Genomic DNA, 25,539 nt, shown 5'->3' with positions numbered 1-25,539 from the left:
CTAATGGCACGTATTCAAACACCCGACGCCGAGCCAGTGCTACTGAATAAAACCGACCTGTGCAAAAGTTTGGGTATTAGTACCCAAGCGTTCGATAAATGGGATGTGCCAATACACAGCAAAAAAGGCCGTGAGTGTTTATACACCATGAGCGATGTGGTGGGTAATCGGGTGGCTAATGAGCGTAAAAAACACCTGCTCGGAAAATCAGCCAAACCGCAAGATGATGAAGATGAAAAACCCAATATCGAGTTTGAGCGTTACCGCTTAATCAAAGCGCAAGCCTTCGGTCAAGAGCTTAAAAACGAAAAAGACGGCAAAGAAGTGGTTGAAGTGAGGTTTTGCTCATTTGTGCTTAGTCGCATTGCTGCACAAATATCGCCGGTGCTGGACCAAATACACATTCGGGTAAAACGTAAATTCCCCGATATGCCAGAACGCACCGTAGACGCTATTCGCGCTGAAGTGATTAAAAGCCAAAACACCGCCGCGCAGCTGGCCAACGGCATTGAGGATTTATTAGATGAATATATCAGCAGCACAGATTAAAAATTTGAAAGCTGCTGTCGCTGCTGGCCTTAAATCGTTTTACCGCCCACCTATGTTGACCTGCAGTGAATACGCCGACACCCATTTTTATATGTCGTCTGAGTCGTCATACACCGAAGGTAAATGGGAAAGCCTACCGTTTCAAATCGGCATATTGAATGCCATGGGTAACGACCAAATTACCACGCTGAATATTATGAAGTCGGCGCGTGTGGGTTACACCAAAATGCTGATGGCCAACGCGGGCTACAAGATAGAACATAAAAAACGTAACGTGTTGATATACCAGCCTACTGATGGCATCGCTAAAAAGTTTATGAAAAAGCACGTTGAAACGGCAATTCGTGACATGCCGATTTGGAAAGTGTTAGCGCCGTGGATTGGTAAAAAGCATAAAGATAACACTTTAGAAGATAAAATTTTTACCAACGGAAAAACATTATTGGTGCGGGGTGGTACTGCTGCGGCCAACTATCGTGAACACTCGGTTGATGACGTAATTTACGATGAGTTAGCCGGTTTTGACGAGTCAATTGAACATGAAGGTAACGCCACATCGTTAGGTGACACCCGTGTTGAATTGTCGATGTTTCCTAAATCGATACGGGGTTCAACGCCTAAAACATTAGGTACCTGCCAAATTGAAAAGGCCTGTAGCGAAAGCCAGTACCAATTTAGATTTAATTTGCCATGCCCACATTGCGATGAATTGCAGCATTTAAAGTGGGGCGGCAAAACTGAACCCTTTGGTATTAAATGGCAAGGTAGCGACCCAAAAACAGCGTATTACGTTTGCGAACTCTGCGGTTGCTGCATTGAAAACAATCAACTGCACGACATGGAAGAACACCCCAATGCGGTATGGATATGCGACAAAACAGGGGTGACAACAACCGATTTTATTTCGTTTTTTGATAAAGACGGCGACGACTTTTTAACGCCTGAAAACATCTCTATTTATATCTGGTCAGCTTATAACACGCTTAACAGCTGGGCCAAGTTAGTTACCGAATTTTACAAAGCTAAAGGCGATAAAGAAAAGCTACAAACCTTTGTTAACACCAAGCTTGGCCAGCCGTGGGACAACGACAACGGCGAACGTATTGAATGGGAAGACTTAGGCCGCAGGCGTGAAATGTACCCCAACGGCAACATGCCCGATTGGGTGGTGTATTTAACCGCGGGTGTGGACACCCAAGACGACCGATACGAAGGCCGCGTTTGGGGTTGGGGCGCGGGTAAAGAAAGCGCCTTAATTGACAGATTTATTTTGTACGGTGACCCAGCAAGCCAAGTGCTGCTGGATAAAGTGGCGCTGCGCTTAAACCAAAGTTACCCCCGTAACGACGGCATAGTGCTTAACATTGGCACAACGTGTTGGGATTCGGGCGGCCATTACACTGATACGGTTTACTCAATGAGTAAAAAGCTGGGCTTGTTCCGTGTGGTGCCGATTAGAGGCGCCAACATGTACGGCAAGCCGATTGCTAACTTCCCCCGTAAGCGGACTAACAAAGGCGTGTACTTAACCGAGGTGGGTACTGACAACGCCAAAGAGTTGATCATGGCCATGATGCGTACTCAACCCAGTGTTGATACGCGCACACCTGGCGCGATTCATTTGCCACTAAACGACAGCATTTGTGATGACACCGAACTGCAACAGTTAACGTCTGAACGAAAATTGCCGACACGCCGTGACGGTCGCATTGTTTATCGCTGGGACGCAGGCGGCAGGCGTAACGAAGCGCTAGATTGTTTTGTGTATGCCTTGGCTGCGCTGTATATCGCTATTGAACGCTTTGGCATTAATCTCGATGCGCTCAGTAAAGTGATAACAAATAAAGACGACAACCCATCATTAACCGATGAACCCCAAAAACCCCAAAAACCGAAAAAAGCCCCAGCTAATGACTGGTTAAATGGTGGCTCGGCTAAATCAGGAGGCTGGCTGTAATGTCAAAGCAACAAGCGACAGACATGGTGGCGCTGTATATCGACGCTGAAAAAGAGGTGCTGGCGGGTAAAACCGTTAGCGTTAATGGCAAGCTGATGACCAGTGAAGACCTAGAACAAATTCGTAAAGGCCGCATTGAATGGCAGCGCACCCTAAGCATGTTTACCCGCCCACGGGGCACCACACTTGCCCGATTTAACTAGGAATCAATATGAGCATTATTAACGATGCACTATCGTATTTGTCCCCTGGCTGGGCGTTAAAGCGACAGGCGGCCGCAATGAGTTATCGCAACCTTAAAGGTTATGAAGCTGCCAGCCCAAGCCGAACCCATAAAGCCAATAAAGAAGGGCGCGGTGCCAACCAAGCGGTGTTTGCCGCAGGTAAAAGTTTACGTGAGCAAGCAAGGTGGTTAGACGAAAACCACGACCTGAGTATTGGCATTTTAGACCGTATGGAAGAGCGGGTAATTGGTGCGCAAGGCATTGTGGTTGAGCCACAGCCGCGCAGTATGAGTGGTGAAATACTGGATGAGTTAGCCAATGATATTCAGCGCCGATTTGCTGCGTGGTCATTAAAACCCGATGTAACAGGGCGCTACACTCGCCCCGAGTTTGAGCGTTTAGTGTTACGTACCGCATTGCGTGATGGTGAAGTGTTTGGCCAGCAAGTGCGCGGTAAAACGGCTAAGTTTGGTCACCCAAACCCACAAGGCACCCAATACAGTATTGAGGCGTTAGAGCCTGATTACATTCCGTTTGAACTTAATGATGTATCCACGCGCGTTCGCCAGGGGTTAGAGGTAAACGGTTGGGGGCAGGTGGTGAATTACCATGTGTTGCTTGATCACCCGTCTGACCAAATTGGTTTTCGCTTTAAGACTAAAAGCGTACCCGCCAGTAACATGCTGCACCTTGGCCTGTTTAAGCGCCTGCACCAGCTGCGCGGTATTAGTATTTTTCATGGCATTTTAACTCGCCTTGGCGACATTAAAGACTATGAAGAGTCTGAACGTGTAGCCGCCCGTATTGCTGCCGCGTTAGCGTTTTACATTAAACGCGGTGACGCCAGTATGTTTACGCCAGACCAAGGCGAAAGCCTAAGCCGTGAAATTAACATTGCACCAGGCATGACGTTCGACGACCTGGCACCGGGTGAAGACGTGGGCATGATTGAGTCAAATCGCCCTAATGTGCATTTGGTTGATTTTCGTAATGGTCAGTTAAAAGCCTGTGCTGCGGGGACTCGTGGCAGTTACTCAAGCATTGCCCGTGATTATCAAGGCAGTTACTCAAGCCAGCGCCAAGAGCTGGTTGAGCAAGATGAGTCTAACCGCATTATGCAGCAATGGTTTTGTGCCGGTTGGGCGCGGCCAGCGTTTCGTAACTGGTTGCAAATGGAGTTAATGAACAAGCAAGACCGATTAGTGCTACCGCCAGACTTAGACATGCGCAGCTTGTTTGATGCCGTTTATTACGGCCCTACCATGCCATGGATTGACCCCCGCAAAGAGTCCCAAGGTTGGGAAATGATGATAGCCGGTAATGCTGCCACCGAGGCTGACTGGGCGCGAGCCCGTGGCCGTAACCCAAGCGAAGTTAAACGCCAACGTCAACGTGAGCTGAAGTTTAACCGTGAAAACGACATGGTTACGGGTAACGACCCTGAGCCACAAAACGGAGAAAACCCAAGTGAAAAAGACCCAAATAAGTCTAGCCGTGGCCGCCATGATGCTAATGCCAAGCGCATCAGCGAGCTTGACCGAGAGTAAAGAAAAACGCGGTATCTACAGCATGAAAGGTGCTGCCAATGGCGTGGTCGAATTGATTTTATATGGCGATGTTGGCTGGGATTTTACCGCCAAACAAATCGCCACTGACCTACGCGCTATGGGCAAAGTGTCGCAGATTAACGCTTACATTCAATCGGGTGGCGGCGATGTGATGGATGGCATGGCTATTTATAACATCCTCGCGCGTTGGCCTTGCCAAAAGTCGATTTGTATTGAGTCGGTAGCCGCATCAATGGCCAGTGTGATTTGTATGGCATTCGATACCGTGATTATGCCGTCTAATGCCTTTTTGATGATCCACAGTAATTGGGGCGGTGCAGTTGGTACCGCTGATGATTTACGTGAATACGCAGACTTGCTTGATAAGTGGCGCTTAAGTATGGGCAAGGCTTATAAAGATAAAGCCGGTGGCAAGTTAAGTGATGAACAGCTAGGACAGTTTTTCAAAGAAGATACTTGGTTGTCAGCACAAGAGGCTGTTGCTCTTGGGTTAGCAGATGAAGTGATAGAACCGATGCAAATGGCTGCATCAATTAATTTTAAACGACTGAAGGACTTTAATAATATGCCTAAAGCATTACAAACCCTGCTAGCACAACAGGGCAATATCGGTGCTACCACCTTAAACACACCTGCGCCAGCAGCCACTATTACCCCAGCCCCAGCCCCAGCCGCTTTAGTACCAGCACCCGCAGCACCGTCGCAAGCAGATATTCAAGCGGCGGCTATGGTATTTAACACTGAGCGTATTAGCGGTATTAACACCGCGTTTGCGACTTTTCCGCAATTGGCTGAACTTAAAAACAGCTGTATTGCTGATGCGAATATCGATGCTGACAAAGCCAAAGATATGATTTTGGCTAAGCTTGGCGAAGGCATTACGCCATGCGCCGTGCAGCCTAAAAGTGTCATTATTCATGCCAGCAACGGTAACATTGTGGGTGATTCAATTCGTGCGCAACTAATGGCACGCGCTGGCCATGAAGCGGCACAAAAAGACAATGGCTATGGCAGTTATAACTTACGTGAACTTGCCCGTGCATCATTAGCCGATCGCGGCATTGGTTGTGCGGGTATGAACGTGATGCAAATGGTGGGTTTAGCCTTTACTCATACCTCGTCTGATTTCGGTAACATCATGTTAGATGTGGCCAATAAGTCAGTGTTAAAAGGGTGGGCTGAAGCGGCTGAAACCTTTGAACGTATCGCTAAAAAAGGTCAGTTAAGTGACTTTAAAGTGGCGCATCGTGTTGGCATGGGTGAGTTTACAAGCTTACCAGAAGTGAAAGACGGTGCTGAATACAAGTACATCACTGTTGGCGACCACGCTGAAAAAATTGCCTTAGCAACCTACGGCGGTATTTTTACGTTAACTCGTCAGACAGTTATTAACGATGACATGGACATGTTAATGGGCGTACCGATGAAAATGGGTAAAGCCGCTAAGCGCACTATTGGTGACTTGTTTTGGGCTGTGTTAACCAAAAACGCCAAAATGAATGACGGTAAAGCCTTATTCCATGCTGAGCATGGCAACTTATCATCGGGCGCGCCAAGCGTTGAAGCGTTCAGCATTGCCGCTGAGTTAATGGAATCGCAAATGATTGGCGAGTCACCGTTAAACATCATGCCTGCATTTGCGTTGGTACCACCAAATCTTAAGCGTGCGGTGTTGCAAATTATTCAGTCAACGTCGGTTAAAGGTACTGATGCAAACTCAGGTATTGCTAACCCAATTCGCGACTTTGTTGAGGTGTTGTCTGAACCTCGCTTAAAAGCGAAAAGTGACAAAGAGTGGTACTTAACTGCTGCGCAGGGTGAAGACACGATTGAAGTGGCTTACCTTGATGGTATCGACACGCCATACATTGAGCAGCAACAAGGTTTTACCGTTGATGGTGTTGCAACCAAAGTGCGTATTGATGCAGGTGTATCACCGCTTGATCACCGTGGTTTGGTTAAATCAACGGGTGTGTAACCTAGCTGAAAACCTCGTACATTCCACAATATAAAAGGCCGCGACTTAACAAAAGTAGCGGCCTTTTTAATGGCTAATTTTTAACGTAATTGGGACAAACCTTTATGAAAAATTGTGTAGCAGATGGTAATACCATCGACTTTATCGCCACGGCCACCGTTGCCAGTGGTGAACCTGTGTTATTAGGTAAATTGGTTGCTGTGTCGCTGGGTAGTGTTGCCATTGGTGACGCGGGCGTAGGTGCAACAGAGGGCGTGTTTGAGTTGCCAAAAGTGACTGCTGACGACATTACTCAGGGCGGGCAGGTTTATATCAAGGCTGATGGCATGATCACTAGCGTTGCATCAGGCAATACCTTAGCGGGTAAAGCGTGGGCCGATGCGGCCAACCCAAGTGATAGCGTTTGGGTAAAAGTGAATGCCTAGCGTTAACGAACGCATAGCCGCCAAGCTTGCGCGTGCGTTCACTAAACTGGCGCAACCGTGCCAGTTTATCCCTAGCGCCGGCCAAGCGGCTTATAGCCGTAGTGTCAATCTGCCGCCAACCGAAAAAGATCGCAGTAACGAATACGTGCTAGAACCAGTGAACATTGCCGAGTTTTTGCTCAGCGAAGGCAAGGTGCAATGTGATGATTTGTTTGAGCTGAACGGTCATCAATATCGACTGACGCAACACAATGGCTCAGATGATATTAGCGTTAGCTTTGTGTTTGTGAGTTATTAGGAATAAAAATGGCATTAGTGGCAACAGGGTTTGATGCGGTAACGGCTGAACTAAAACGCATGCGCGTCGCACAAGCCCCTGCTATTGCTAAAGCCATTGACGATGCCGCCAAGTTTGGTAATGCGTTAGCCGCAAATGAAATATTTAACAAATACGGCTTTAAGTCTAAGTCGTATGTTGATCAGTATTTCAGTGTCAGCATTAATCCTAAAACCCTTAGGGCATCAATAAACGCAAGAATGCGACCGAGCTCGTTAACGCGATTTGCTAGCCCACGTTTTAAGGTGGGTAAGCGAGCCGCAAGGGTAGCTGCGGGGTTTAGCATTAACGTTATTCGCCATCAGCCTGTGTGGTTTAGTGGTGCATTTATGGTGCTTGGCCGCAATGGTAATCAATTGATGTTTAGTCGCAAAAAGGGTGATAACGCCTGGCGTGACCTTAAAGGACAAAAAGCGTTATATGGCCCTTCAGTGGCAAGCAGTTTTGGCTTTATGCGTGAGGCGTTAGCGCCTCCGATTATTGCTCATCTGCGTAAAAAATATGGCCAATACGCTAAGTAGTTCAATTCTGTTTTTGAGGTACCCATGATTCAAACCATTTTAAACCGCTTACAGCTGGTTGACGGTGCAGAGGTGCGCGAAGGCTTTTATGCACAAGGGGCAGCCAAAGAGCAAAAGTTTATATTTTTGCAGCCTCACACTGACTTGTTCAGCGCCAAAAACGGCATAGATAAATACCGTGACGATCTGGCATTGCAAGTGATAGCCGGTATCAATGTCACCAAAACCACCAACCCCACCACCGATTTAATTAACCTGGTGCGAGACATTCGCAGCGCCTTTTTTAAAGATGAACGCAATTTGGAAAAACCCTCATGGTTGCCAATGTGTATCAGCTTTAAAGAGGCCGAACCCTGTAAATACATTATGCCCGAAAGCCATGAAAAACATGCGCTAGCGGTCATTACCTTAACCCTAGTTCATACCGTTAAATTTGGAGAAAGACTATGAGCGAAACTGTAGTTGAAAGCTACATTGGATCGGCGATTGTTTATATCGACGGCCGAGACTGTGGCAACGTTAGCGGTGTAAAACTCGCTATTGAGCAAGAAACAAAATCGTTACCTAATTATCGCGGTGGCGGTGGTTATGCCGATGAAGTGACCTTAATTAAAGCGGTTAACCTAAGCGGCACGTTTTACGACTTTAACAATGAAAACTTAGCCTTGGCCATGCGCGGTAAAATCGATGTGTTAACCGCTGTACCAGTAAGCGACGAAGACATTATTGCCATGTTAGATGGCTTGGCACAAACCGCTAAAATGATTGATACCTCAATTGCCGCTGTTGTTAAAAATACAGCTGGCGATGTTACCTACACGTTGGATGAAGATTATGTGGTGAGCGCCGCAGGTATTCGCGCGTTATCAGCTGGCACCATTACTGCGGGGCAGGCATTAACCGTGAGCTACACCAGCCAAGCGGGTAACGCTTTGCAGGCATTAACGGAATCGGGCAAAACAGTTGGTGTGGTTATTGACGGTATTAACGATTCAACCGGCAAGCCGTGGGTGCTTAAGTTTTATAAGTGGAAGCCTACGCCCACCTCAGGGCTAGACTTGATTGGTGACGATTACGGCTCGTTCGACATTGAAGGCGGCGTACTGGCCGATAGCAGCATTGTTGCTACTGGTAAGTCGAAGTTCTTTGTGCGAAGTGCAGCGTAAACTGTATCAACATTTAAACAAGCCCACAGTTAACCGCTGTGGGCTTTTTAATCATCAATAACTTAACGTAATCGAGCTTGGCTCTCTACAAATCGCTCACGGCTTTATGTTGCCTAAAGGGGAGTATAAAAAAGGGATAACAGGAAAGGACATAAAACAAAGCCCCAACTGCGAATACAGTCGAGGCTTAAGCATTAACACAAATCGTAAATAACCAAAGGATTTACCATGCAGATTATAGCAAATAGTACAAAAAAAATGCAACTAGAATTAGCCGCTAATATTGTAACCTGCCAAAGTGGCGTGCCTGTTACTACATCGTTAGCCATTGCTGAGGGTGTGGGTAATACCCATAAAACAGTGATTCAATTAATTCGCAAAAATTTTGATGATTTACAGGAGTTTGGAAGGGTCGCATTTGAAATGCTACCCTTTGACACCGCTGGCGGCAGTCAAAATCGTGAAGTTGCCATCCTTAACGAGCAGCAAGCCACATTGTTGATCAGCTTTATGCGTAACATTGGTGTGGTAAAGGCGTTTAAAAAGAATTTAGTGAAAGCGTTTTTTGAGATGAGAGACCGCCTTAATCAACGCCAACCCCATATTGACCCAATGGAAGCCTTGCGCGACCCAGCCGTAATGCGCGGTTTGTTGTTAGGGTATTCTGAAAAGGTGATTGGGCTTGAGGACCTGTTAAAAGTCACTCAGCCCAAAGCCGATGCGCTAGACCGTATTGCCACAGCAGATGGCAGCTTGTGTATTACCGATGCGGCTAAACAATTACAAGTACGCCCTAAAGAATTGTTTTTATTGCTGCAATGTAAAAAGTGGATTTACCGTCGCCAAGGTTCTAGTTGGTTAGGTTACCAAGACAAAATACAACAAGCATTAGTTGAGCATAAAGTTACCGAAGTTGAACACAGCAGCGGCCTATGCAAAGTGTCTACCCAAGTACGCATCACAATGAAAGGCTTGGCCAAGCTTTCGGGGAGTATGCTTAATGGTTAACTTGTACTCAAAATTATTGATTAAAAGCCTGAATTGCTCAGGCTTTTTTTATGTCTGCAATTTGTTATAAGGAAAGCCCATGAGCTTTAAAGACCAAGTCATTAACCTGATCATTCAGGGCAAAGATTTATTTTCAAGCGAAGCTAAAAAGTCTGAAAAGGCTTTAGCTGAATTAGCATCAGAAAGCGAAATACTTAATGCCCGTTTAAAAGAGTTAGAAGACTTACAGGCCGCGGCTAATTCTATTGATGGCTTAACGGACTCGATTATTAAAGGCGAAAAAGCCTATAAAGATAATTCAGTCGCGCTTGATAAGTTAGTTGTTCAGCAAAAAGTGGCTGCCAAAGAGTTAAAGCAACTTGAAGCGGCGCAAAAGGCGGCCGAGGGTTCAACTAATCAACTTGAGCAAGAATACAACCAGGCACAAGCGGCATTAGTTAAATATGAAACCGAGTTGCAGCAAGCCCGGGTTGAAGTTGCAAAGCTCAGCAGCGAACAGCAACAAAGTGCCACTGCCAGCAAAGAGCAAGCCGCAGCATTAACCAACGCCAAAACTGATTTACAGCAATTAACCACTGAACAAACCAGCGCAAAAAATGCCGCCACAGAGCTGGCTACCGCATTAGATACACAGCGCCGCGAACTGCTTGAGGTTAGCACCGCAACAGATGCGGCTAGCCGAAATAAAGCCGAATATACGCTACAAGTAAAAACCGCTAGAACTGAGCTAAATCAGCTTGAACGTAGCCTTAATAAAAATAAAACCGAGTTAGATCAAAACACCGCCAGCTTAAACAAAGCTGGCATAAGCATGGATAAGCTGGCTGATGCCAGTGCTGATCTAAAGCAGCAGCAAATAGCTGGTGAAGCAGCGTTAAAAGGGGTTAACACTAAGCTTGAACGCCACAATAAGTTATTAAATGAGTCACAAAAGCAAGCGGGTGACTTTGGTGGCAGCGTTAAAAGTGCCACAGCCTCATTGGTTGCAATGGCGGGTGCTTATATTGGTGTTGATAGGCTTTGGGAAAGTTTGAAGTCAATACTGACTGCAGGGGATGAAGCTAAAGCCTTTGGAGTGCAAATGAGCGCCATGATGGGCAGTATTGCCGGTGGTGAGCAGGCCACTGCTTGGATAAAAGACTTTGCTAATAATACCGCTACCCGTTTAGATACCGCTAAAAAAGCCTTTGCCTCATTAAAAACCTTTGGCATAGATCCTATGAATGGATCACTGCAGTCAATGGTGGATTACAACGCGCGCTTAGGTGGTAGCCAAGAAAAATTAGAGGGAATTATTTTAGCGGTTGGCCAGGCGTGGGCAAAGCAAAAGCTGCAAGGTGAGGAGATATTACAGTTAGTTGAACGCGGTGTACCCGTGTGGGACTTGCTTGAAAAAGTCACCGGTAAAAACGTGACTCAGTTGCAAAAAATGAGCGCAGCAGGTGAGTTGGGCCGCGATGTTATCAAGCAGCTGTTTGACGAAATGGGCAAGCAGGCTAATGGCCAAGCGTCTAAAAGCCTTGAACGCTTAAGCGGTCAAGTTAACTTAATGTCGAACAAGTGGACCGAGTTTAAAACCATTATTGCTGACTCGGGTGCGTACCAGGTGGCGGTTGATTTTATTCAATCGTTAAATGAAAAGTTTGATGAACTCAATAATAGCGGTCAAATCAAGCAGGCTGCGCAAGATATTAGTGACTTTTTTACCACCATGATTCGCGATGGTGGCGCCAGCATTACTGCCACACTCGAAAACATTTCCGCCTTTGCTCGGGCACTGAATGTTATTAGTGGATCTATTCGTTTGCTTGCTAATACATTTACTTCAATGGTTGCCACTGTTGGAGGTGTATTTACTGGTTTATTTGCATTCTTACTTGAGGGCTGGGCTAAGGTTATTGGTTTCCTGGGGGGTGATGATTTATCTAAAGCTTTTGAAAATCAAGCTGCCGCGATTAAAGCTGTATCTAAAGCCTATTTTGACCAAGTTGAGCAAGATGGAAAAGATGCTGCCGCTGCATGGAAACAGATAACGGGTGAGATTGAGCAATCAGCTTCTAGTGCTTACAAGGCTGCGGGTGATGCTGCAACTAAAAGCGCTAAAGTGCAGGCTGATGCAGCTAATAAAGTTGCGAACGCCCAGCAAAATCAAGGTGATGCTACCGACGAACAAACCGCCAAAATTAAAGCGTTTGAGTTGGCGATGTCTAAAGCCGGTATTACCACAATATCGATTTTACGCGAGCAGGCTGCAGCGGCTAAAGCGACTTATGAACAAGTAAAACAAGGTGCAGCCGATGGTGTTGCGTCAACTAACGAACTTAACCAGGCATTTTTAAAATACGCTGAGGCTGCCATTAAAGCTGCCGCAGCCGGTGACCAACAAGTTGATGCCAGTATTCGTCAGCAAGCCGCAAATTTAGGTCTAGTTGATAATATTGACCAGCTTATTGGTCAGTACCAACGTTTAAAGGAGGTGCAAGGTAACGTCGGCAATGATGCTGAAGAAAATGAAGTGAGAGTGGCTAATGCTAACAAAGGCATTGGTACCACCATGGAAAACACCATGGGGGTTGTGGTTAAAAGTGCCGAGCAAGCAGGGACTTCATTGGCCGGTGTTGCTGAGTTTTTTACTGACTTTTTACGAGGTGTTACCGCCGAAGTAGCTGAGCTAAGTAAAGGTGCTGTTGCTTACTTTAAGTCGATTCTTTACGGTCAAACCCTGTTAATTGACTCAAGTAGTGAGTTAGATAAAACCATTGAAACTTACCGAAGCTTAACGGGTGAGATTAATGAGCTACAAAACCAGCTAGCCATTGCTATCGACTTCACTGGCATTAGCACTTTTGCCCGTAAAGCTGAAATAGCCGGTAAGCAAGCGCAAGCGGCCTATTATGGCCAGCGCATTGAGCTGCTTAAAATGGTTGATGCACTTAATGCGGCCGAAGGTGGCAACATTGGCTTAATTAGAAGCGCAGAACGTGCGGCTAATTCAATGAACTTGATGAATGATCAAGACTTGGGTGTGCTGAAATCGGCCATTGATTCAGCTAAATCTAGCATGGATTCACTGCGTGATAGTGCTCAGTCAACCCTTGATACCTTGCAAGATGAATTAGACGGTTACCTTGGCCGTCAGGACGAAATTGAAAAACGTCGTTATCAGCAAGAGCTAACAGAGATTAAGGCGCAACTTACTAAAGCCGAGCGAACGGGTGATCAGGCGTTAATTAATCAGTTACGTGAAGCTGAAAAAACCTTAAGCAAGGTTTATGCGTTTCGCACCGCTGAAATTAAAGCTCAGCAAGAATCTGACAAACAACGCGCCATTACTGATACGCAAAACCTCAAACAACAAACCACACCCCAAAAAACGGTACAAGCCCCTGCACCCCAAACATCATCTAGCCAAACCACTGTTGCCCCAAGTAGCAGTGACACGGTTGTGTTGCAACTGCAAGTGGGTAACCGCACCTTTGATGCGCAAACTAAGCGCAGCATAGTGAATGAGTTGGTGGCTGAGATTAAGCGTTTGCAGTCGGTTGGCGGTTAGCCGCTAGGTTGCTGTATCACTTCAAAAAGAGGTCCTATGTTTAGCACCATTATTGACAGTATTGATTTGGAAGAGCCTTTGCATTGGCTTAACCGCAATAACACCCAACGAGTTAGCGCCAATATGAAGCGGGCACTTAACGGTGCCCCGCATATTCAGCAAACCGCTATTCCATCCGGTATTGCATTAGAGCTAGGCACTAAAGATGGTTGGATGCATCGCCTAGATTTTAATGCGCTGCAAGCCCACGCCGCTAGCACACTCACCGAATTTACCATTAACCATGACGGCAACAACATTAATGTGGTGTGGGATAACACCCAAGCTAACGTGATCACCGGTGATGATTTGGATGATGAGTTTGGCGAGTACCCATTGTTAACCAACGTGGTTTTACGATTTTTAACGCTTTAGCATGATTAACACAGGTGGCACATGACCATTACCCGTAATGACTTAAAAATATTTAAACCTGAGTTGCTTGGTTCAAGTGATGATGCAGGCGGCCAGCGTACTAAATTAGTGGTGAAGTCTGGTGAGCTTAATGAGCTATTTAGAGCGATTTCAGATATTGATCACGCGCAATCTGCGGTTGATATTGTCAAATGTTACCCCGCGCTAGATACCACAGGCACTGAGCTGTTGCTTAATGGTCATGTTTTTTTCAGCCAAAAACCTACAGACCCTTTGGTGAGCATGTTGTTAGCTGAGTCAAATGAGTTTGAAGATGCTGATCGCATGACTGATATGGTCGAGATTTTAGAGTCATCAGTTAAAGCTGGGCAACTGGTGCGTAACCGGTTAATAGGTTTGTTGGCGGGCCAAGACTCGTTTCCTCGCTCGTATTTACAGTCTATTTATCAATTCAATGGTAAAGACTACTACGAAACTATTCGGTTAAGCCAAGGCCAGGTGATTGTTATTTCTGTTGAGTATGCAGGTAATGAAAATGCGCTGTACCCCCGCTTTGAACACTTTTGTGAAGTTCAAGAAACCGTAACAGGTGGCCAAGGTGGGCAAGTGTATTTTAAGCCGGCTATTCCGTTTAATACACCAAACTTTGACGTCACTATCAATGGTGAAACGGGCTGTACTAAATTGCGTTATGTTAGTGCGAACGATGGCATTAAATACCATGGCGTGAGTGAGCTGACAGCTGCTGCAACGAGTGAAATACTTGATGTTGGTGCAACGGTAACAGAGATGTTACCCAAGGTGCGTACCATTTCATTAAGCGCAGGTAATGCATTAGCGGGAGTGTCTGATTCGCAAGGCGGTAGTGTTACAGTTGATAATGCTGGGGTGTATGCTCCAGCCCGTAAAACCTTAGTTTTACCCAGTGTGAAAAATCAAAACACCTATATTTTTGAGATACCTGATTTGGTTAATTCCCCTTGGTTTGCTGAAAACAACAAACAGGCGGTAAGTTACAGCGGCGCGTTTGGTCAGTATGCCAACATCTTCATTACTGGTACCACGGTTACTGTTATTTTTACGGGCATCAACATGACGGGAAATAACAGCATTGCGGTGTCGTATTATCAAGCCAGTAAGTACCAGATTTATGCCAGTAGTAATACGTTTCCTGTTAACAGCATTTTGACGAAGGATTTTTTTGCGGGTGAAGTAAATTTTGATAGTTCAAGCTACAGCAACAGTAGTGTGAGCCTAGGTAATTTTAGTGCCGATAACATTAGTGCAATCCCAATAATCGAATTAAATCAGACCGTAATTGGTTGGATTAATGCCCGTACTGGTGTGGTGACGAAGGATGTGGATTTTCGGGGTGATTTCACTTTAACCTATGGCTGTTTGTTAGCTAAAACTGAACCCGCTAGCGGTGGCGATGTGCCACCTGGTGATTTAAGTGTGACGTTTGTTCTTACCAGTCCTGAGCCTGTACTGAATAGCTTTTATGTCACTGTTTCGACCACTTCTGAAACCTTGCTGAGTGCCAGCGCCGATGCCAACGGCATTATTAGCGGCACGGGAGTGACAGGCAGTATTGTTAATGGCGCGGTATCGCTTGAGTTTGCGCAACGAGTGATATTAAGCACCCTACGTTATGACGTAACCGAAACGGTGACGCTTTCACCCCCTCCTGAGCTTTATGGCCTAAACCCACTGCGGATTAAAAACGGCGGTGTTGTGGCGTGTTTTACTGCCTGGACCAATATTAATGTTCAGCATAGTCAAACCCAAGTAATCGTTAGCCCTGCGGTTGATCAAACCTTATCTGTACGAGTGAATGCGCGATTTGTCGATATTACTGACGCCAACGGTGCCAGTTTATGGACACTAAATAACACGCATTACAGTGTGGTTAAAGAAACGGGTGTTGTGACACTGCACAGTAATTTTAGTGGTTTTGAAGCGCCATTTTTACTGACAGATAGCATCGGTGAATTAGCTTTGGTTGTAGAGGTGCTGCCCAATACTTTGGTATTAGCCGCGCCATTAAGTCAGTCGTACCCCATAGGCTCTGTGGTGTCTAGCGTACAAGATTTAGGTGATTTACAAGCACGAGTTGGTACTGTTCGCGATATGACAGCCTGGTCTAATAATTGGGACCAAGATGGAACCAATGCGACAGCCAGCTTGAATGTGGTTGATTACCCGATTGAAGTGCGTAACGACACTGCAATTAACGAGGACTGGGTGTTGATTATGACCAGTCAAACAGCATTTCGCTGTATTGGTAAGCGCCTAGGTCAAATTGCCACTGGTGATACCGTCAATGATTTCGCTCCAATAAACCCACTGACACTTGCCCCGTATTTTATTATTCGCCAGAGCGCATTTGGTGGCGGTTGGCAAGCTGGCGAAGCCATTCGTTTTAGAAGCTACGCCAGTTCAAAACCTGCCATGTTGTTGCGAACGGTACAAAGTGGTCACACACAAATTACAGAAGATAGGGCTGTATTGTCATTCCGCGGTAATGAGTCTTAACGCTCGATATTAATAAATTATAAGAAGGGGTATTAAAATGGCATTACCTGTAACGGTTTATCGTTGGGATGATGTGGGTGCACCGCAACTTGTTGAAAGACGACCATCTGAACTTATAACGATTTTAAAAAAATGCTTGGTTGAGGGTTATGGAACTAAATCACCATTAGGGTGGACTGCACCATTTGAAGATGTTCAGAATAGAAAGATTGTTTTTAGAAACTCACCCACTGACGGTAGTGGTGGTGTATTGCGATTTGCGGATTTCAATACGGATGATAGGGTGGGTGGTACGGTAATTTATACTCATGGTAAAATTGCAAATAGTGTAGATGAAGTGCTACCGCTTCACGTTTATAATTCCATCTCTGCACAAACTGCAAATAACACGCAGTGGGTGATAATCGGTACGTCGAGATCGTTTTATTTAATAGTTAATAACACCTCTAAACCTATGGCGTCAGGTACGTCTGGGTCTGGTACTTGGTGGTTTGGTGATTTAGACCCATCGCTACCTTATGACCAATCAACAATGATGGCATTTTATGCATCAACAAATAATACAGGTAGTACTGGTTGGAATTTGTCACTAGATTATTTGGGTAACGGCTCAGGGCAAGTCGTACTTGGTGACGCCAACAACGACATATATTCAGCGGAGTACCAATTGTATTTACCGATGGATGGTGCAAAACTTTATTCTCAAACGTCAGCTTCTAACTCGCAAGGTGTACCCGTTACAAACCTATTTCTTGCCCCTGTATTGGTGAAATTAAAAACGCTTAACTCAGGCACCAAGGACGCTTTTGATACACTCATACGGTTCAGCGAGAGTAGACCTGTGATTCGTGGCGCTATAGCTGGGCTGTATGAATTTGCACAAGGTGGATATAGTGACCAACCGTGGCCGCAAGTTCATACTCAACAGGGGCGTAGTTATTGGATTATCAGGCAAGGTCACGTTGGTTCATGTAACGTATGTATTGATTTGGACACTTGGTATGAATAGTTTAATACTCAAACTAACAAAGGGTGCTGACCATTTAAACGTTGGGTTACTGACCGTTGATATTGACGTTGCAGCGAGTCGTTTGATGATAATTGACCGAACTACTGGCTTGGTTATGAGATACATGGAAGTACCACCGTCAAAGACTTTTCAAACTGTGTTTAATTACGAGTACGCATTAACTAATAAAATTATTGTCGGCATTATTGATATGAATGGTGTTTATGCGCTTCAAAAAATTGACGCAATTAAACTAGAACCTGCGGTACTCGGTGAGTTAGACATATGGTAATTATAAGGTTCAGCAGGCCTTACGCGTCTAGATTGTCACCCATTGTAATTAGGTTTGGCGATGACGGTGAACCACCTGTAATTGTCGATAATAGCATTGGTATTGAATGCGGTATGGTGTGGCGCAAACCTATCGCTATTGAAAAAAAAACTGTATTAGCTGAGGTAGCAAGTCACATAGGTATCGAATTTGACGCATCTTGGACGTTAAACAATGGAACCGAACAAACGATTATCGCTGGTTGGGCATCTAAAGCATCAGAAGGTATAAGCTACGGCTTCAGCTGGAAAGCATTACCACAAACCTGTAATGACTTTGCTGTTAGTTGGGCGATACCAGCAAGCCATCAAACCTCTATTGATATTTTATGGCAAAAAACACTTAACCATCAAACTGATACCGTAATGCTTTGGTTAGATGTTGCAGCTGAGAGATTATCAGTAAGTTTGATATGGCATGATGGCGCAGCACAACATATTCAGCATACATTACGTTATAAAGGAATACGTTGCGGTACTGAACACCTTTTAAAATGGGGCCCGCATGCATCACGCTGGATATGCTCGACTAAATATCGTCCACCAGTGGGTGTAGCGAGTATTCGTTTTAATGATCCATTTACCCCTTTAACCAGCTCTGCAGTCAATCCGATTATTATCCGGTTCACACCCTCACCAGAGTATTGTTACTTTGACGACGGTGGCGGGTTAATTGACTCAAACCCAGTGTTACCCAATCTTGATTTTAAAACCCCCATTGAACCCCAATTGCGCAGGTATTATTTAATGCAGCCAACCATTACGTGTATACGCTTGTCTGACAACGTGCCGATTGTGATCAGCAATATCAGTATTAGTCGCAGCCGTGGCCAGTGGGCCAGTTCGGTGAGTATCGATTTTTCAAGCCGTATCGATGCCAGCCGCGCTGAAAACCAACTGCTTAAAGTAGGCATTAACGGCTATGAGTTTTATGTTTTACTTGAGCAAACCAGCGTAAGCAAAGTGTTTGGTAACGCGACTTATCGCGGAACAGGCCGCAGCCGCAGCGCCGAACTGACTACGCCATATGTATTGCCGATCAGTTATACCAATTCAACATCACGCAGTTTTGCTGGTTTACTTTCTGACATGCTGCAGTTTACTGGTTGGACTATTGAGCTTAACGGTATCGTTGATTTTAACGTACCTGCAGGCGCGTTTAGCGTTGGCAATAAATCGCCCATCGATGCAGTGCAAGAAGCGGTAACACAATTGGGTTGCATGCTGTTATCTAATGATGAAACCAAAGTATTAACCGTGGTACCACGTTGGCCAACTGTGCCGTGGTTAATGGATGCTGCGACACCTGATTTAACCTTGCACGATGCGGTGATCACCAGTTACAGCGAGTCAAAAGAAATCGGTACCGAGTGTAATGTGGTTTGGCTGCGGGGTGAGCAGCAGGGCATTAGCGCAAAAGTAAAACGTGCAGGCACTGCGGGCAATATCGCAACTGATGACATTAGCGCTCAACTGATTGTTGATAATCAGGCTGCTAGAACAGCTGGTACTAACGCACTGGCCGATACAGGCAATAAGCTTAATATCAATATGAGTTTACCGATTCTGGCCGACTTACCACCCGCAACACCTGGTATGTTAATCGGCGTTCGTGAAGGAGTAGAGGTATTCAAAGGTACCTGTGATTCAGTCACGATTAGCGCATCGGTTAGTGACACTGGCGACATCGATGTAGAGCAAACCATCACAGTCGTTCGTCATGTGGCATAAGCACGGACGTTGTAAGGAGTATTAATGTTAAAGCAGCTGCAACAAAGCCTAAGTGCCCCGCGTTTAATTATGACGATTAATGTGGCGAATACCGATGGAACGGTTACCGCCACTACTGCCAGCGGCCACACCCAGCGGGTTATTGGCTCTGGCAGTATCGGCGATCATATCTATGTTCAAGACGGCAGAGTGCTAGGGACTGCACCTGACTTGGCGTTTGTGGAGATAGAGGTTTAGGGGTAATTATTTATTATTAATAAGTGGTATCTCGTTCCATCAGTTGCCATCGACTATTGAATATTAAATTTGGCGAGAATGATAATAACTTGCTACATTAGCAGGCGATTTTGAGTAATGTATTAAACGAGGTGTTTCTATGGAAGGAAAAGCAGCGTTAAGTCTTTTGCTGTGTTTGGCGTCTCTTACAGCTTCTGCAGAGGTTTATAAGTGCGCTGATGGTAAATATCAAGCAGATCCCTGTGATGGTGAAAGTGTACCCCTAGACCTGAGTAATGTTGGTAGCGTCTTTGCTTCACCAACCAAATCAAATAATGACCTTTCTTCAGACTCTTCCATTTCTGACAAAAAATCAGAAGTCAGTGCTTATATTCGTAAGCAACAAATTAAACGTGAAATAGCTGATCTTGAGCAAGATAGAAAAAAAGTGTTTAAAGAGCGCGACGCCAAAACTAATGAACTGCGTGATCGTGGTCGTTATGCTAACAATAATTTAGCCGGTGCAACCTGGCAACAAAGTTTAGCTCAAGAAATGACAGCGGTTATGCAGCAGGCTGATACGGTTGTTGGTACTATTGACCGCCAGATTGAGGCGCTTCGTTCAGAGTTGAATCAGTAATGGTCTTTCGTCCTGTTAGGGTTGCTGTTGGTGTCACGGTGTTGTTTTCTTTAGTTGCTGTTCTTAATATTTTTGTTCTTGAACCAGCGATAGTCTGTGAAGTTGATTTAACTGACCTTGATTTTACGCAGTTTACTGATGGCGCTGCCCATCCTGTAAATATTGATACTTGGTTTGATAAAGAAAAAAACCAGTGGTGTATGTACGAGTAAAACATAGATGAAATTAATGTGTGTACATCCCTGTGTACATAATGCGGGTTGGTTTTTTGTTTAATCCTTTTGAATTATAGGCTTAGTGTTTACGGTCATATAATCGTGCCAAAATAAAGTGGGTTGTATTGCATCAGCCATAATGAAGTTTCTTACTAAATGATTTTATTATCTTAGCATTAATTCTGGTTAGGTTAAGTGCTTGTTGATTTATCAATTGAATGATTGCTAGATTAATATGCAGATAATACGATGTCAGCCGATAATATTCGCAAATCATAATGTAAAAAGGATTTTTTTGAATGCACCAGCATATTTTTAGTCATCCCAATGTGATTCAAATAGACCATCCAACTCTGATTACGGTTCGTTTATTGGACAATATTGATGATTTACTGGTTTTGGCTTCTTTAACTAACCCATTATTCGAAATGATAGTGAGCCAAGTAGCAGGTGTTGAGGCTACGTTAATTGTTCGCCAGCAAGCATTTGTGAATATTGACTATCAACCAACGCATTGTATTGCTGAACAATATGATGTCAATCGCCTGATTGGCCAAGGTGTTAGGCTCTACTCTAGAATGGCTGTCGCCCCTAGGGTATGTATTGAGCAGTTGAAAGCAGGTATTGAGATCATCATTCAAGCTGACGGTAAGATGTTTTTTAGTGCGGTTGAGCAGGGTAAGTTTGAATTAATCCCACTAGAGCATGATTTACGATTATTGTGCGAGCCACAAGTATTGGTTATTGCTAAAACTATTTTAGGGCAAAAACCTAAGCATAGTGAATCTACCGCAACACTTGCTGTACACATTAGTGAATTGGAGCAGGTTAGGCGTGATATTGCAGATTATATGCGTGGTGAATCCGGAAAAATTCACCCAGGTGTGTCGACTGAACTGTTAAAACTAGATCATTTGTTGCAGAATAAACGTCAATGGCTTTTACGTACTTATCATCAGTCTTTAGAGCGTCCTAGTCTATCTAGGGCTGCAAATGAAGCTTCATTAGATATTGAAAAGCTACAGCAAAAACTAGAATGCTATAACATACTGGCTCCTTTTGATGTCACTGAATTAGTTAATCAACTGTCAGATGATGAAAACTAACAACTTATTAAGAATTATTGATGTCCTATATCTGTCCTATTTGTCAGCTTCCTTTAGCTCAAAATCAAAATCAAACTAAAACCTGGTATTGTGCAAAAAATCATCAATTTGACACGGCTAAAGAAGGCTATGTGAATTTGTTACCGGTACAAAAAAAGAAATCGAAAGATCCTGGCGACAATAAAGAAATGATGTTGGCTAGACGCGAATTTTTGAACAAAGGACATTATCAAGCACTCAGTGATAAAGTGAATCAGTTAGCTAGTGAGTATAAGCCACAGGCAAAAGCCATTTTAGATATTGGCTGCGGGGAAGGGTATTACAGCTATCGTTTAATTAATCAACTTCATCAGACACAAAGTGATTGCCAATTATGGGGATTAGATATTTCTAAAATTGCGATTAAATATGCGGCAAAAAAATATCCTAACATGCATTTTTGTGTTGCGAGCGTATTTGAGATGCCATTTATTGAAAATAGTTTTGATTTAGCTATTCGCATTTATGCGCCATCTAAAGTAGAAGAGCTACAACGAGTCATCAAACCTGAAGGGATATTAATTACTGTCTCTCCTGGGCCTAAACATCACTTTGCGATTAAACAAAAAATTTATGATCAACCAAGACTCCACCCACAAGAGTCATTAGTATTGCAAGGTTTTGATTATCTTGGTCAGCATAGTCTTGAGTACATGCTGTCATTAACAGATGAAAGTGATATTGAACATTTACTCAATATGACACCTTATGCATGGAAGTTATCCTTGAGTCAAAAGCAACAGATGGCAGAAGAAGGGCTTAACTGTGAATTAGATTTTAAAATCGAAGTGCATAAACGTCATAGTGTTGCAGGGTAAACTGAGTAAATACACCAATAACTTATTGATGAATTTAGATAAACGGTATTGAGTTAAGTAGTAATTAAATGAGTCATGGTTATCATGCCTGTTGACTTATTCTTAAAATGGTTTATAGTTTACATAGCTTGAAGGTTGGACTTATTTTTTGTGTTTCAATACGACCAGTTTCGTCCTGTTAACATAAGTAATACCGGCATTTTCCAGCGTTACCGCCGTTTAGGCTTTATTTTATATTTACAGGATTTATATCATGTCTCAAGTTACTGGTGTTGTTAAGTGGTTCAACTCTGACAAAGGTTTCGGATTTATCGAGCAAGAGTCTGGTCCAGACGTATTCGTTCACTTCCGTGCAATTAACTCAGACGGTTTCAAAACTTTAGACGAAGGTCAAAAAGTTTCTTTCACTGTGACCCAAGGTCAGAAAGGTCCTCAAGCTGAAAACGTTTCTTTAGTTTAAGCTAAAATATTTCACCGAGGTGAAATGGACTTAAAGCTGTGGCATATGCCGCAGTTTTTTTTTGCTTTTTTTTAGGCAAAATTGAATATCATCGTAAGTATAACCTCCCCAATATGCTTAATATTTTTTGCATCAATTGAAAATGCGAACTTATATATTCAGATATATAAAAAGCCGGTTAACTAAACAGTTATCCGGCTTTCTTGTTTATACTAGACAGAATCAAACTATGTCCACAAAAACAGCTTCTAGGTGGCGTGTTCAAACTCAGAAGCGAACAAGGTATCTTCTAATGTACGTCCTTTCATAATCGACTTATATTGCCATTGATGTTGAGCTAAAACACTGAACAGTTGTTGTTCTAAAGTGAAATCAGATTGAGTGGGGTATTCAATAATAAATTGGTTATTAGCACTTTGACTGACTTTAGTGATAGCTGTTAGCCCAAGTAGTGCTTGATGCACCGCGGCCATATCAGCCTTTTTCATAATTAATGTTAGGTAATCAACATCTTGCGCCGTATGTATCGACAATGACTGTTTAAGCTGGCCTCTTTCTAAATAAATTACCTGATCACACAATTTCTCTAATTCATCCAAATTGTGTGAGCTAATCACAAACGTGGTACGTTCGGATTGGTCTCTAACAATTTCACGAATTTTCTTTGCATTAGCTGGATCAAGGCCGGCCGTTGGCTCATCTAGTAATACTAATTTAGGCGAGCCGATTAAGGCTTGGGCAATCGAAACCCGTTTACTCATACCATGACTTAAGCTTTTCGGTTTTGCTTTAGCCACATTAACTAAATCTACCAACTCTAAGACGCGCATAGCTTCTTGCTTTGCTGCTTTACCTTTCATCCCCTGAAGTTCAGCAAATAATTTTAGTTGACTAAAAATAGAACTGTCCGGGTCTAGTTGCGCATCTTGTGGTAATGCAGAAAGCAGGCCTTGTAATTTAGGGCTACCAACGGGCTCGCCCAAAATAGTGACTTCCCCTGCACTGGGTTTGATATAACCACACAAAATGCTAAAAAGAGTCGTTTTCCCCGCCCCGTTAGGGCCAACGAGTGCAATGGGGGCACCAGCAACCAATGATATATCAACTTTATCTAAGACAGGCTTACCGTTATAGCTTTTACTGAGCTGCTTGCAGTGTATTAGATTCATAATGCGCTCCTTTGCATAACAATGCGGCCTATGATTAATATGGCAAAAGTTTGTAACAATGGAATGGGAGTGTAGGCAAATGCAGCTAAACCTTGGGTATTGACCATGTCAGATAATTGCGAACCCGGCAGTAAATAACTGACAACGTCAAAACCCGGCAATTGAACATTAATTAAGGTAATTACCAGCGAGACAATAATCCATAAAATAACAGCGAAGATACTGGCCTGACGTGCACTATTGGCAATAATAGACAATAGTGCCATCATGGCAATGTAAGGTAATACAACAATCAATACACTAGCAAAAATAATCATAGCTGTTTTGATTGCAGGAAAAAGTAAGCTACTGTCTCTGCTCATAACTAGCGCAATAGCGACGATTAACGTCAGTAAAATAAGTAATGATTGAATCATTACTTGACCAATAAAACGTCCTAGAAATAAGCTATTACGGCTAACTCTTAAGCTGATAAAGCGTAAAGTCCCCCGCTGTTTATCTGAGCTAAATTGATCTGCCGAGATAAAAATACTGAATAATGGGAACAAATATAGCGCCGCAACCCAAAAGACAGCAAACTCTGCAACCTTCCAATTAAACAATTGGTCAAGTGTGGTAGGGCCAAATACCGCCGCCATAAATTCTTTAAAGCTGGGTTGCATAATAATGCTAGCGGCTTCTTTAACAGGGTAAATTAAAATAATACTCCACACCATGATAAAAGCGATTAATGCAATTATCCCACTGCGGCTACTGAAACGCTTTGTCAGTTCGAAACGAGCAAGCAGCCAGATATGCGAAAGGGCTGATGGAGATGATATTGCTGGGTTATTCATAAAGATCCTTTAGTGATTAACGCCCGAAATTAACATACGATTAAGCAAGTGAGCTTGCTAAGACTGTGATAATAACTTTGCGAATGCTGTCTCTAATACCTCAATTCGTTGTTCTAGTTCAGCTATTTTATTATCTTGTAAAGAGTTTTGCTGCGCTTGTGCTGAGACCTCTAAGTTAGTGATACTATTGGCTTGGTAATCATCTACAGATGTACTGAATAATTCAATGTAACGGCAATCTCGTTTACCCGCTTCCCTAGCCAGTTGTGCAATAAAAGGTTTATCTTGTTTTGCTCGCTCGAGCAAAATAGATTCTACTTGGGTAACATCTGAGAACTCATGTAAACGATTAGTGCGTGTTTTTAATTCCCCAGGTGTCTGAGCCCCTCTTAACAGTAAAACACACACTAATGCGTATTCGGCTGAGTTGAGCTTTAAATCGCTAAATTCTGTGTTACAAAAACGGTGTTTATATTTAATGACTCTACTGCCAAACCCCGATTGTTCACTGAGTAATCGCTTTTTAGTCAAACCATCAATGATAATCTGTACTTCAGATTCAGTTAAAGACATCACAGGTTCACGGCTACTTTTTTGGTTACACGCTAAAGTGATTGAGTTAAGAGATAAGGGATACTGATCGGGAGTGGTGATTTCTTTTTCCATCAAACAGCCAATCACTCTGGCTTCCAGTGTATTTAATTCCATTGATGGTGTTCCTTAAATAAAAAAGCA

At 43.9% G+C, this 25,539-nt stretch carries 26 protein-coding genes; 23 read left to right on the top strand and 3 right to left on the bottom strand.

The features are described 5' to 3' along the window. Nucleotides 1–3 precede the first annotated feature (3 nt). From FJ709_RS11180 to FJ709_RS11070, 23 genes are all read left to right on the top strand, one after another. Entirely contained in the window at nucleotides 4–549 is a 546-nt protein-coding gene (locus FJ709_RS11180) for a terminase small subunit (RefSeq protein ID WP_226410141.1), read from the top strand. After that, a complete protein-coding gene (locus FJ709_RS11175) occupies nucleotides 524–2,506 on the top strand; it encodes a phage terminase large subunit family protein (protein WP_226410140.1) in 1,983 nt (660 codons plus the stop codon). Before FJ709_RS11180 ends, FJ709_RS11175 begins: the two co-directional genes overlap by 26 nt. Beyond that, nucleotides 2,506–2,709: a hypothetical protein gene (locus FJ709_RS11170; RefSeq protein WP_226410139.1), complete on the top strand. Its 204-nt coding sequence runs from the start codon at nucleotides 2,506–2,508 to the stop codon at nucleotides 2,707–2,709. Before FJ709_RS11175 ends, FJ709_RS11170 begins: the two co-directional genes overlap by 1 nt. An 8-nt stretch (nucleotides 2,710–2,717) precedes the next feature. Next, nucleotides 2,718–4,277 carry a phage portal protein gene (locus FJ709_RS11165; RefSeq protein ID WP_226410138.1) on the top strand — a complete coding sequence of 520 codons (1,560 nt, stop codon included), beginning with the start codon at nucleotides 2,718–2,720 and terminating at the stop codon, nucleotides 4,275–4,277. Continuing rightward, nucleotides 4,198–6,276 (top strand): ClpP-like prohead protease/major capsid protein fusion protein, encoded by a 2,079-nt coding sequence (locus FJ709_RS11160; protein ID WP_226410137.1) that lies wholly within the window; start codon nucleotides 4,198–4,200, stop codon nucleotides 6,274–6,276. The genes FJ709_RS11165 and FJ709_RS11160 overlap by 80 nt, the downstream gene beginning before the upstream one ends. A 104-nt stretch (nucleotides 6,277–6,380) precedes the next feature. Then, nucleotides 6,381–6,701 (top strand): DUF2190 family protein, encoded by a 321-nt coding sequence (locus FJ709_RS11155; protein WP_226410136.1) that lies wholly within the window; start codon nucleotides 6,381–6,383, stop codon nucleotides 6,699–6,701. Beyond that, the gene (locus tag FJ709_RS11150) at nucleotides 6,694–6,999 is read left to right on the top strand and encodes a hypothetical protein (RefSeq protein WP_226410135.1); all 306 of its coding nucleotides are present in this window, start codon (nucleotides 6,694–6,696) and stop codon (nucleotides 6,997–6,999) included. The genes FJ709_RS11155 and FJ709_RS11150 overlap by 8 nt, the downstream gene beginning before the upstream one ends. 8 nt (nucleotides 7,000–7,007) lie before the next feature. Further along, nucleotides 7,008–7,559 (top strand): hypothetical protein, encoded by a 552-nt coding sequence (locus FJ709_RS11145; RefSeq protein ID WP_226410134.1) that lies wholly within the window; start codon nucleotides 7,008–7,010, stop codon nucleotides 7,557–7,559. 24 nt (nucleotides 7,560–7,583) lie between these two features. Continuing rightward, a complete protein-coding gene (locus FJ709_RS11140; RefSeq protein ID WP_226410133.1) occupies nucleotides 7,584–8,009 on the top strand; it encodes a hypothetical protein in 426 nt (141 codons plus the stop codon). Continuing rightward, nucleotides 8,006–8,725, top strand: a complete 720-nt coding sequence (locus FJ709_RS11135) for a phage tail tube protein (RefSeq protein ID WP_226410132.1) — start codon at nucleotides 8,006–8,008, stop codon at nucleotides 8,723–8,725. Before FJ709_RS11140 ends, FJ709_RS11135 begins: the two co-directional genes overlap by 4 nt. 228 nt (nucleotides 8,726–8,953) lie before the next feature. Further along, on the top strand, nucleotides 8,954–9,733 hold the full coding sequence (locus FJ709_RS11130) for a phage antirepressor KilAC domain-containing protein (protein WP_226410131.1): 780 nt from the start codon (nucleotides 8,954–8,956) through the stop codon (nucleotides 9,731–9,733). Nucleotides 9,734–9,812: 79 nt separating this feature from the next. Continuing rightward, nucleotides 9,813–13,286 carry a tape measure protein gene (locus tag FJ709_RS11125; RefSeq protein WP_226410130.1) on the top strand — a complete coding sequence of 1,158 codons (3,474 nt, stop codon included), beginning with the start codon at nucleotides 9,813–9,815 and terminating at the stop codon, nucleotides 13,284–13,286. A 36-nt stretch (nucleotides 13,287–13,322) separates the two neighbouring features. Next, nucleotides 13,323–13,700: a hypothetical protein gene (locus tag FJ709_RS11120; RefSeq protein ID WP_226410129.1), complete on the top strand. Its 378-nt coding sequence runs from the start codon at nucleotides 13,323–13,325 to the stop codon at nucleotides 13,698–13,700. 21 nt (nucleotides 13,701–13,721) lie between these two features. Further along, nucleotides 13,722–16,235: a hypothetical protein gene (locus FJ709_RS11115; RefSeq protein WP_226410128.1), complete on the top strand. Its 2,514-nt coding sequence runs from the start codon at nucleotides 13,722–13,724 to the stop codon at nucleotides 16,233–16,235. A 37-nt stretch (nucleotides 16,236–16,272) separates the two neighbouring features. Next, nucleotides 16,273–17,244, top strand: coding sequence for a hypothetical protein (locus FJ709_RS11110; RefSeq protein ID WP_226410127.1), 972 nt, complete (start codon nucleotides 16,273–16,275; stop codon nucleotides 17,242–17,244). Then, nucleotides 17,237–17,536 (top strand): hypothetical protein, encoded by a 300-nt coding sequence (locus FJ709_RS11105; RefSeq protein WP_226410126.1) that lies wholly within the window; start codon nucleotides 17,237–17,239, stop codon nucleotides 17,534–17,536. The genes FJ709_RS11110 and FJ709_RS11105 overlap by 8 nt, the downstream gene beginning before the upstream one ends. Before the next feature lie 32 nt (nucleotides 17,537–17,568). Then, nucleotides 17,569–19,305, top strand: coding sequence for a hypothetical protein (locus tag FJ709_RS11100; protein ID WP_226410125.1), 1,737 nt, complete (start codon nucleotides 17,569–17,571; stop codon nucleotides 19,303–19,305). 24 nt (nucleotides 19,306–19,329) lie between these two features. After that, the gene (locus FJ709_RS11095) at nucleotides 19,330–19,542 is read left to right on the top strand and encodes a hypothetical protein (RefSeq protein WP_226410124.1); all 213 of its coding nucleotides are present in this window, start codon (nucleotides 19,330–19,332) and stop codon (nucleotides 19,540–19,542) included. A gap of 139 nt (nucleotides 19,543–19,681) precedes the next feature. Next, nucleotides 19,682–20,161: a hypothetical protein gene (locus FJ709_RS11090; RefSeq protein WP_226410123.1), complete on the top strand. Its 480-nt coding sequence runs from the start codon at nucleotides 19,682–19,684 to the stop codon at nucleotides 20,159–20,161. Further along, the gene (locus FJ709_RS11085; RefSeq protein ID WP_226410122.1) at nucleotides 20,161–20,373 is read left to right on the top strand and encodes a hypothetical protein; all 213 of its coding nucleotides are present in this window, start codon (nucleotides 20,161–20,163) and stop codon (nucleotides 20,371–20,373) included. Before FJ709_RS11090 ends, FJ709_RS11085 begins: the two co-directional genes overlap by 1 nt. A gap of 302 nt (nucleotides 20,374–20,675) precedes the next feature. Beyond that, nucleotides 20,676–21,482: a hypothetical protein gene (locus FJ709_RS11080; protein WP_226410121.1), complete on the top strand. Its 807-nt coding sequence runs from the start codon at nucleotides 20,676–20,678 to the stop codon at nucleotides 21,480–21,482. A gap of 20 nt (nucleotides 21,483–21,502) precedes the next feature. Next, entirely contained in the window at nucleotides 21,503–22,339 is an 837-nt protein-coding gene (gene rlmA / locus FJ709_RS11075; protein ID WP_226410120.1) for a 23S rRNA (guanine(745)-N(1))-methyltransferase, read from the top strand. Between the two features lie 253 nt (nucleotides 22,340–22,592). Beyond that, nucleotides 22,593–22,799 carry a cold-shock protein gene (locus FJ709_RS11070; RefSeq protein WP_226410119.1) on the top strand — a complete coding sequence of 69 codons (207 nt, stop codon included), beginning with the start codon at nucleotides 22,593–22,595 and terminating at the stop codon, nucleotides 22,797–22,799. A gap of 248 nt (nucleotides 22,800–23,047) precedes the next feature. On the opposite strand, the gene FJ709_RS11065 is transcribed toward FJ709_RS11070, so the two are convergent. From FJ709_RS11065 to FJ709_RS11055, 3 genes are read right to left on the bottom strand one after another with little or no spacing between them, the layout of a single operon-like run. Further along, on the bottom strand, nucleotides 23,048–23,968 hold the full coding sequence (locus FJ709_RS11065) for an ABC transporter ATP-binding protein (protein WP_226410118.1): 921 nt from the start codon (nucleotides 23,966–23,968) through the stop codon (nucleotides 23,048–23,050). Continuing rightward, nucleotides 23,965–24,804, bottom strand: a complete 840-nt coding sequence (locus FJ709_RS11060; RefSeq protein ID WP_226410117.1) for an ABC transporter permease — start codon at nucleotides 24,802–24,804, stop codon at nucleotides 23,965–23,967. The genes FJ709_RS11065 and FJ709_RS11060 overlap by 4 nt, the downstream gene beginning before the upstream one ends. A 57-nt stretch (nucleotides 24,805–24,861) precedes the next feature. Beyond that, the gene (locus FJ709_RS11055) at nucleotides 24,862–25,512 is read right to left on the bottom strand and encodes a YceH family protein (RefSeq protein WP_226410116.1); all 651 of its coding nucleotides are present in this window, start codon (nucleotides 25,510–25,512) and stop codon (nucleotides 24,862–24,864) included. Nucleotides 25,513–25,539: the final 27 nt, after the last annotated feature.

This window comes from Shewanella glacialimarina (assembly GCF_020511155.1).
GTDB lineage: Bacteria > Pseudomonadota > Gammaproteobacteria > Enterobacterales > Shewanellaceae > Shewanella > Shewanella glacialimarina.
This window is presented reverse-complemented; position numbering and strand designations above follow the sequence as displayed.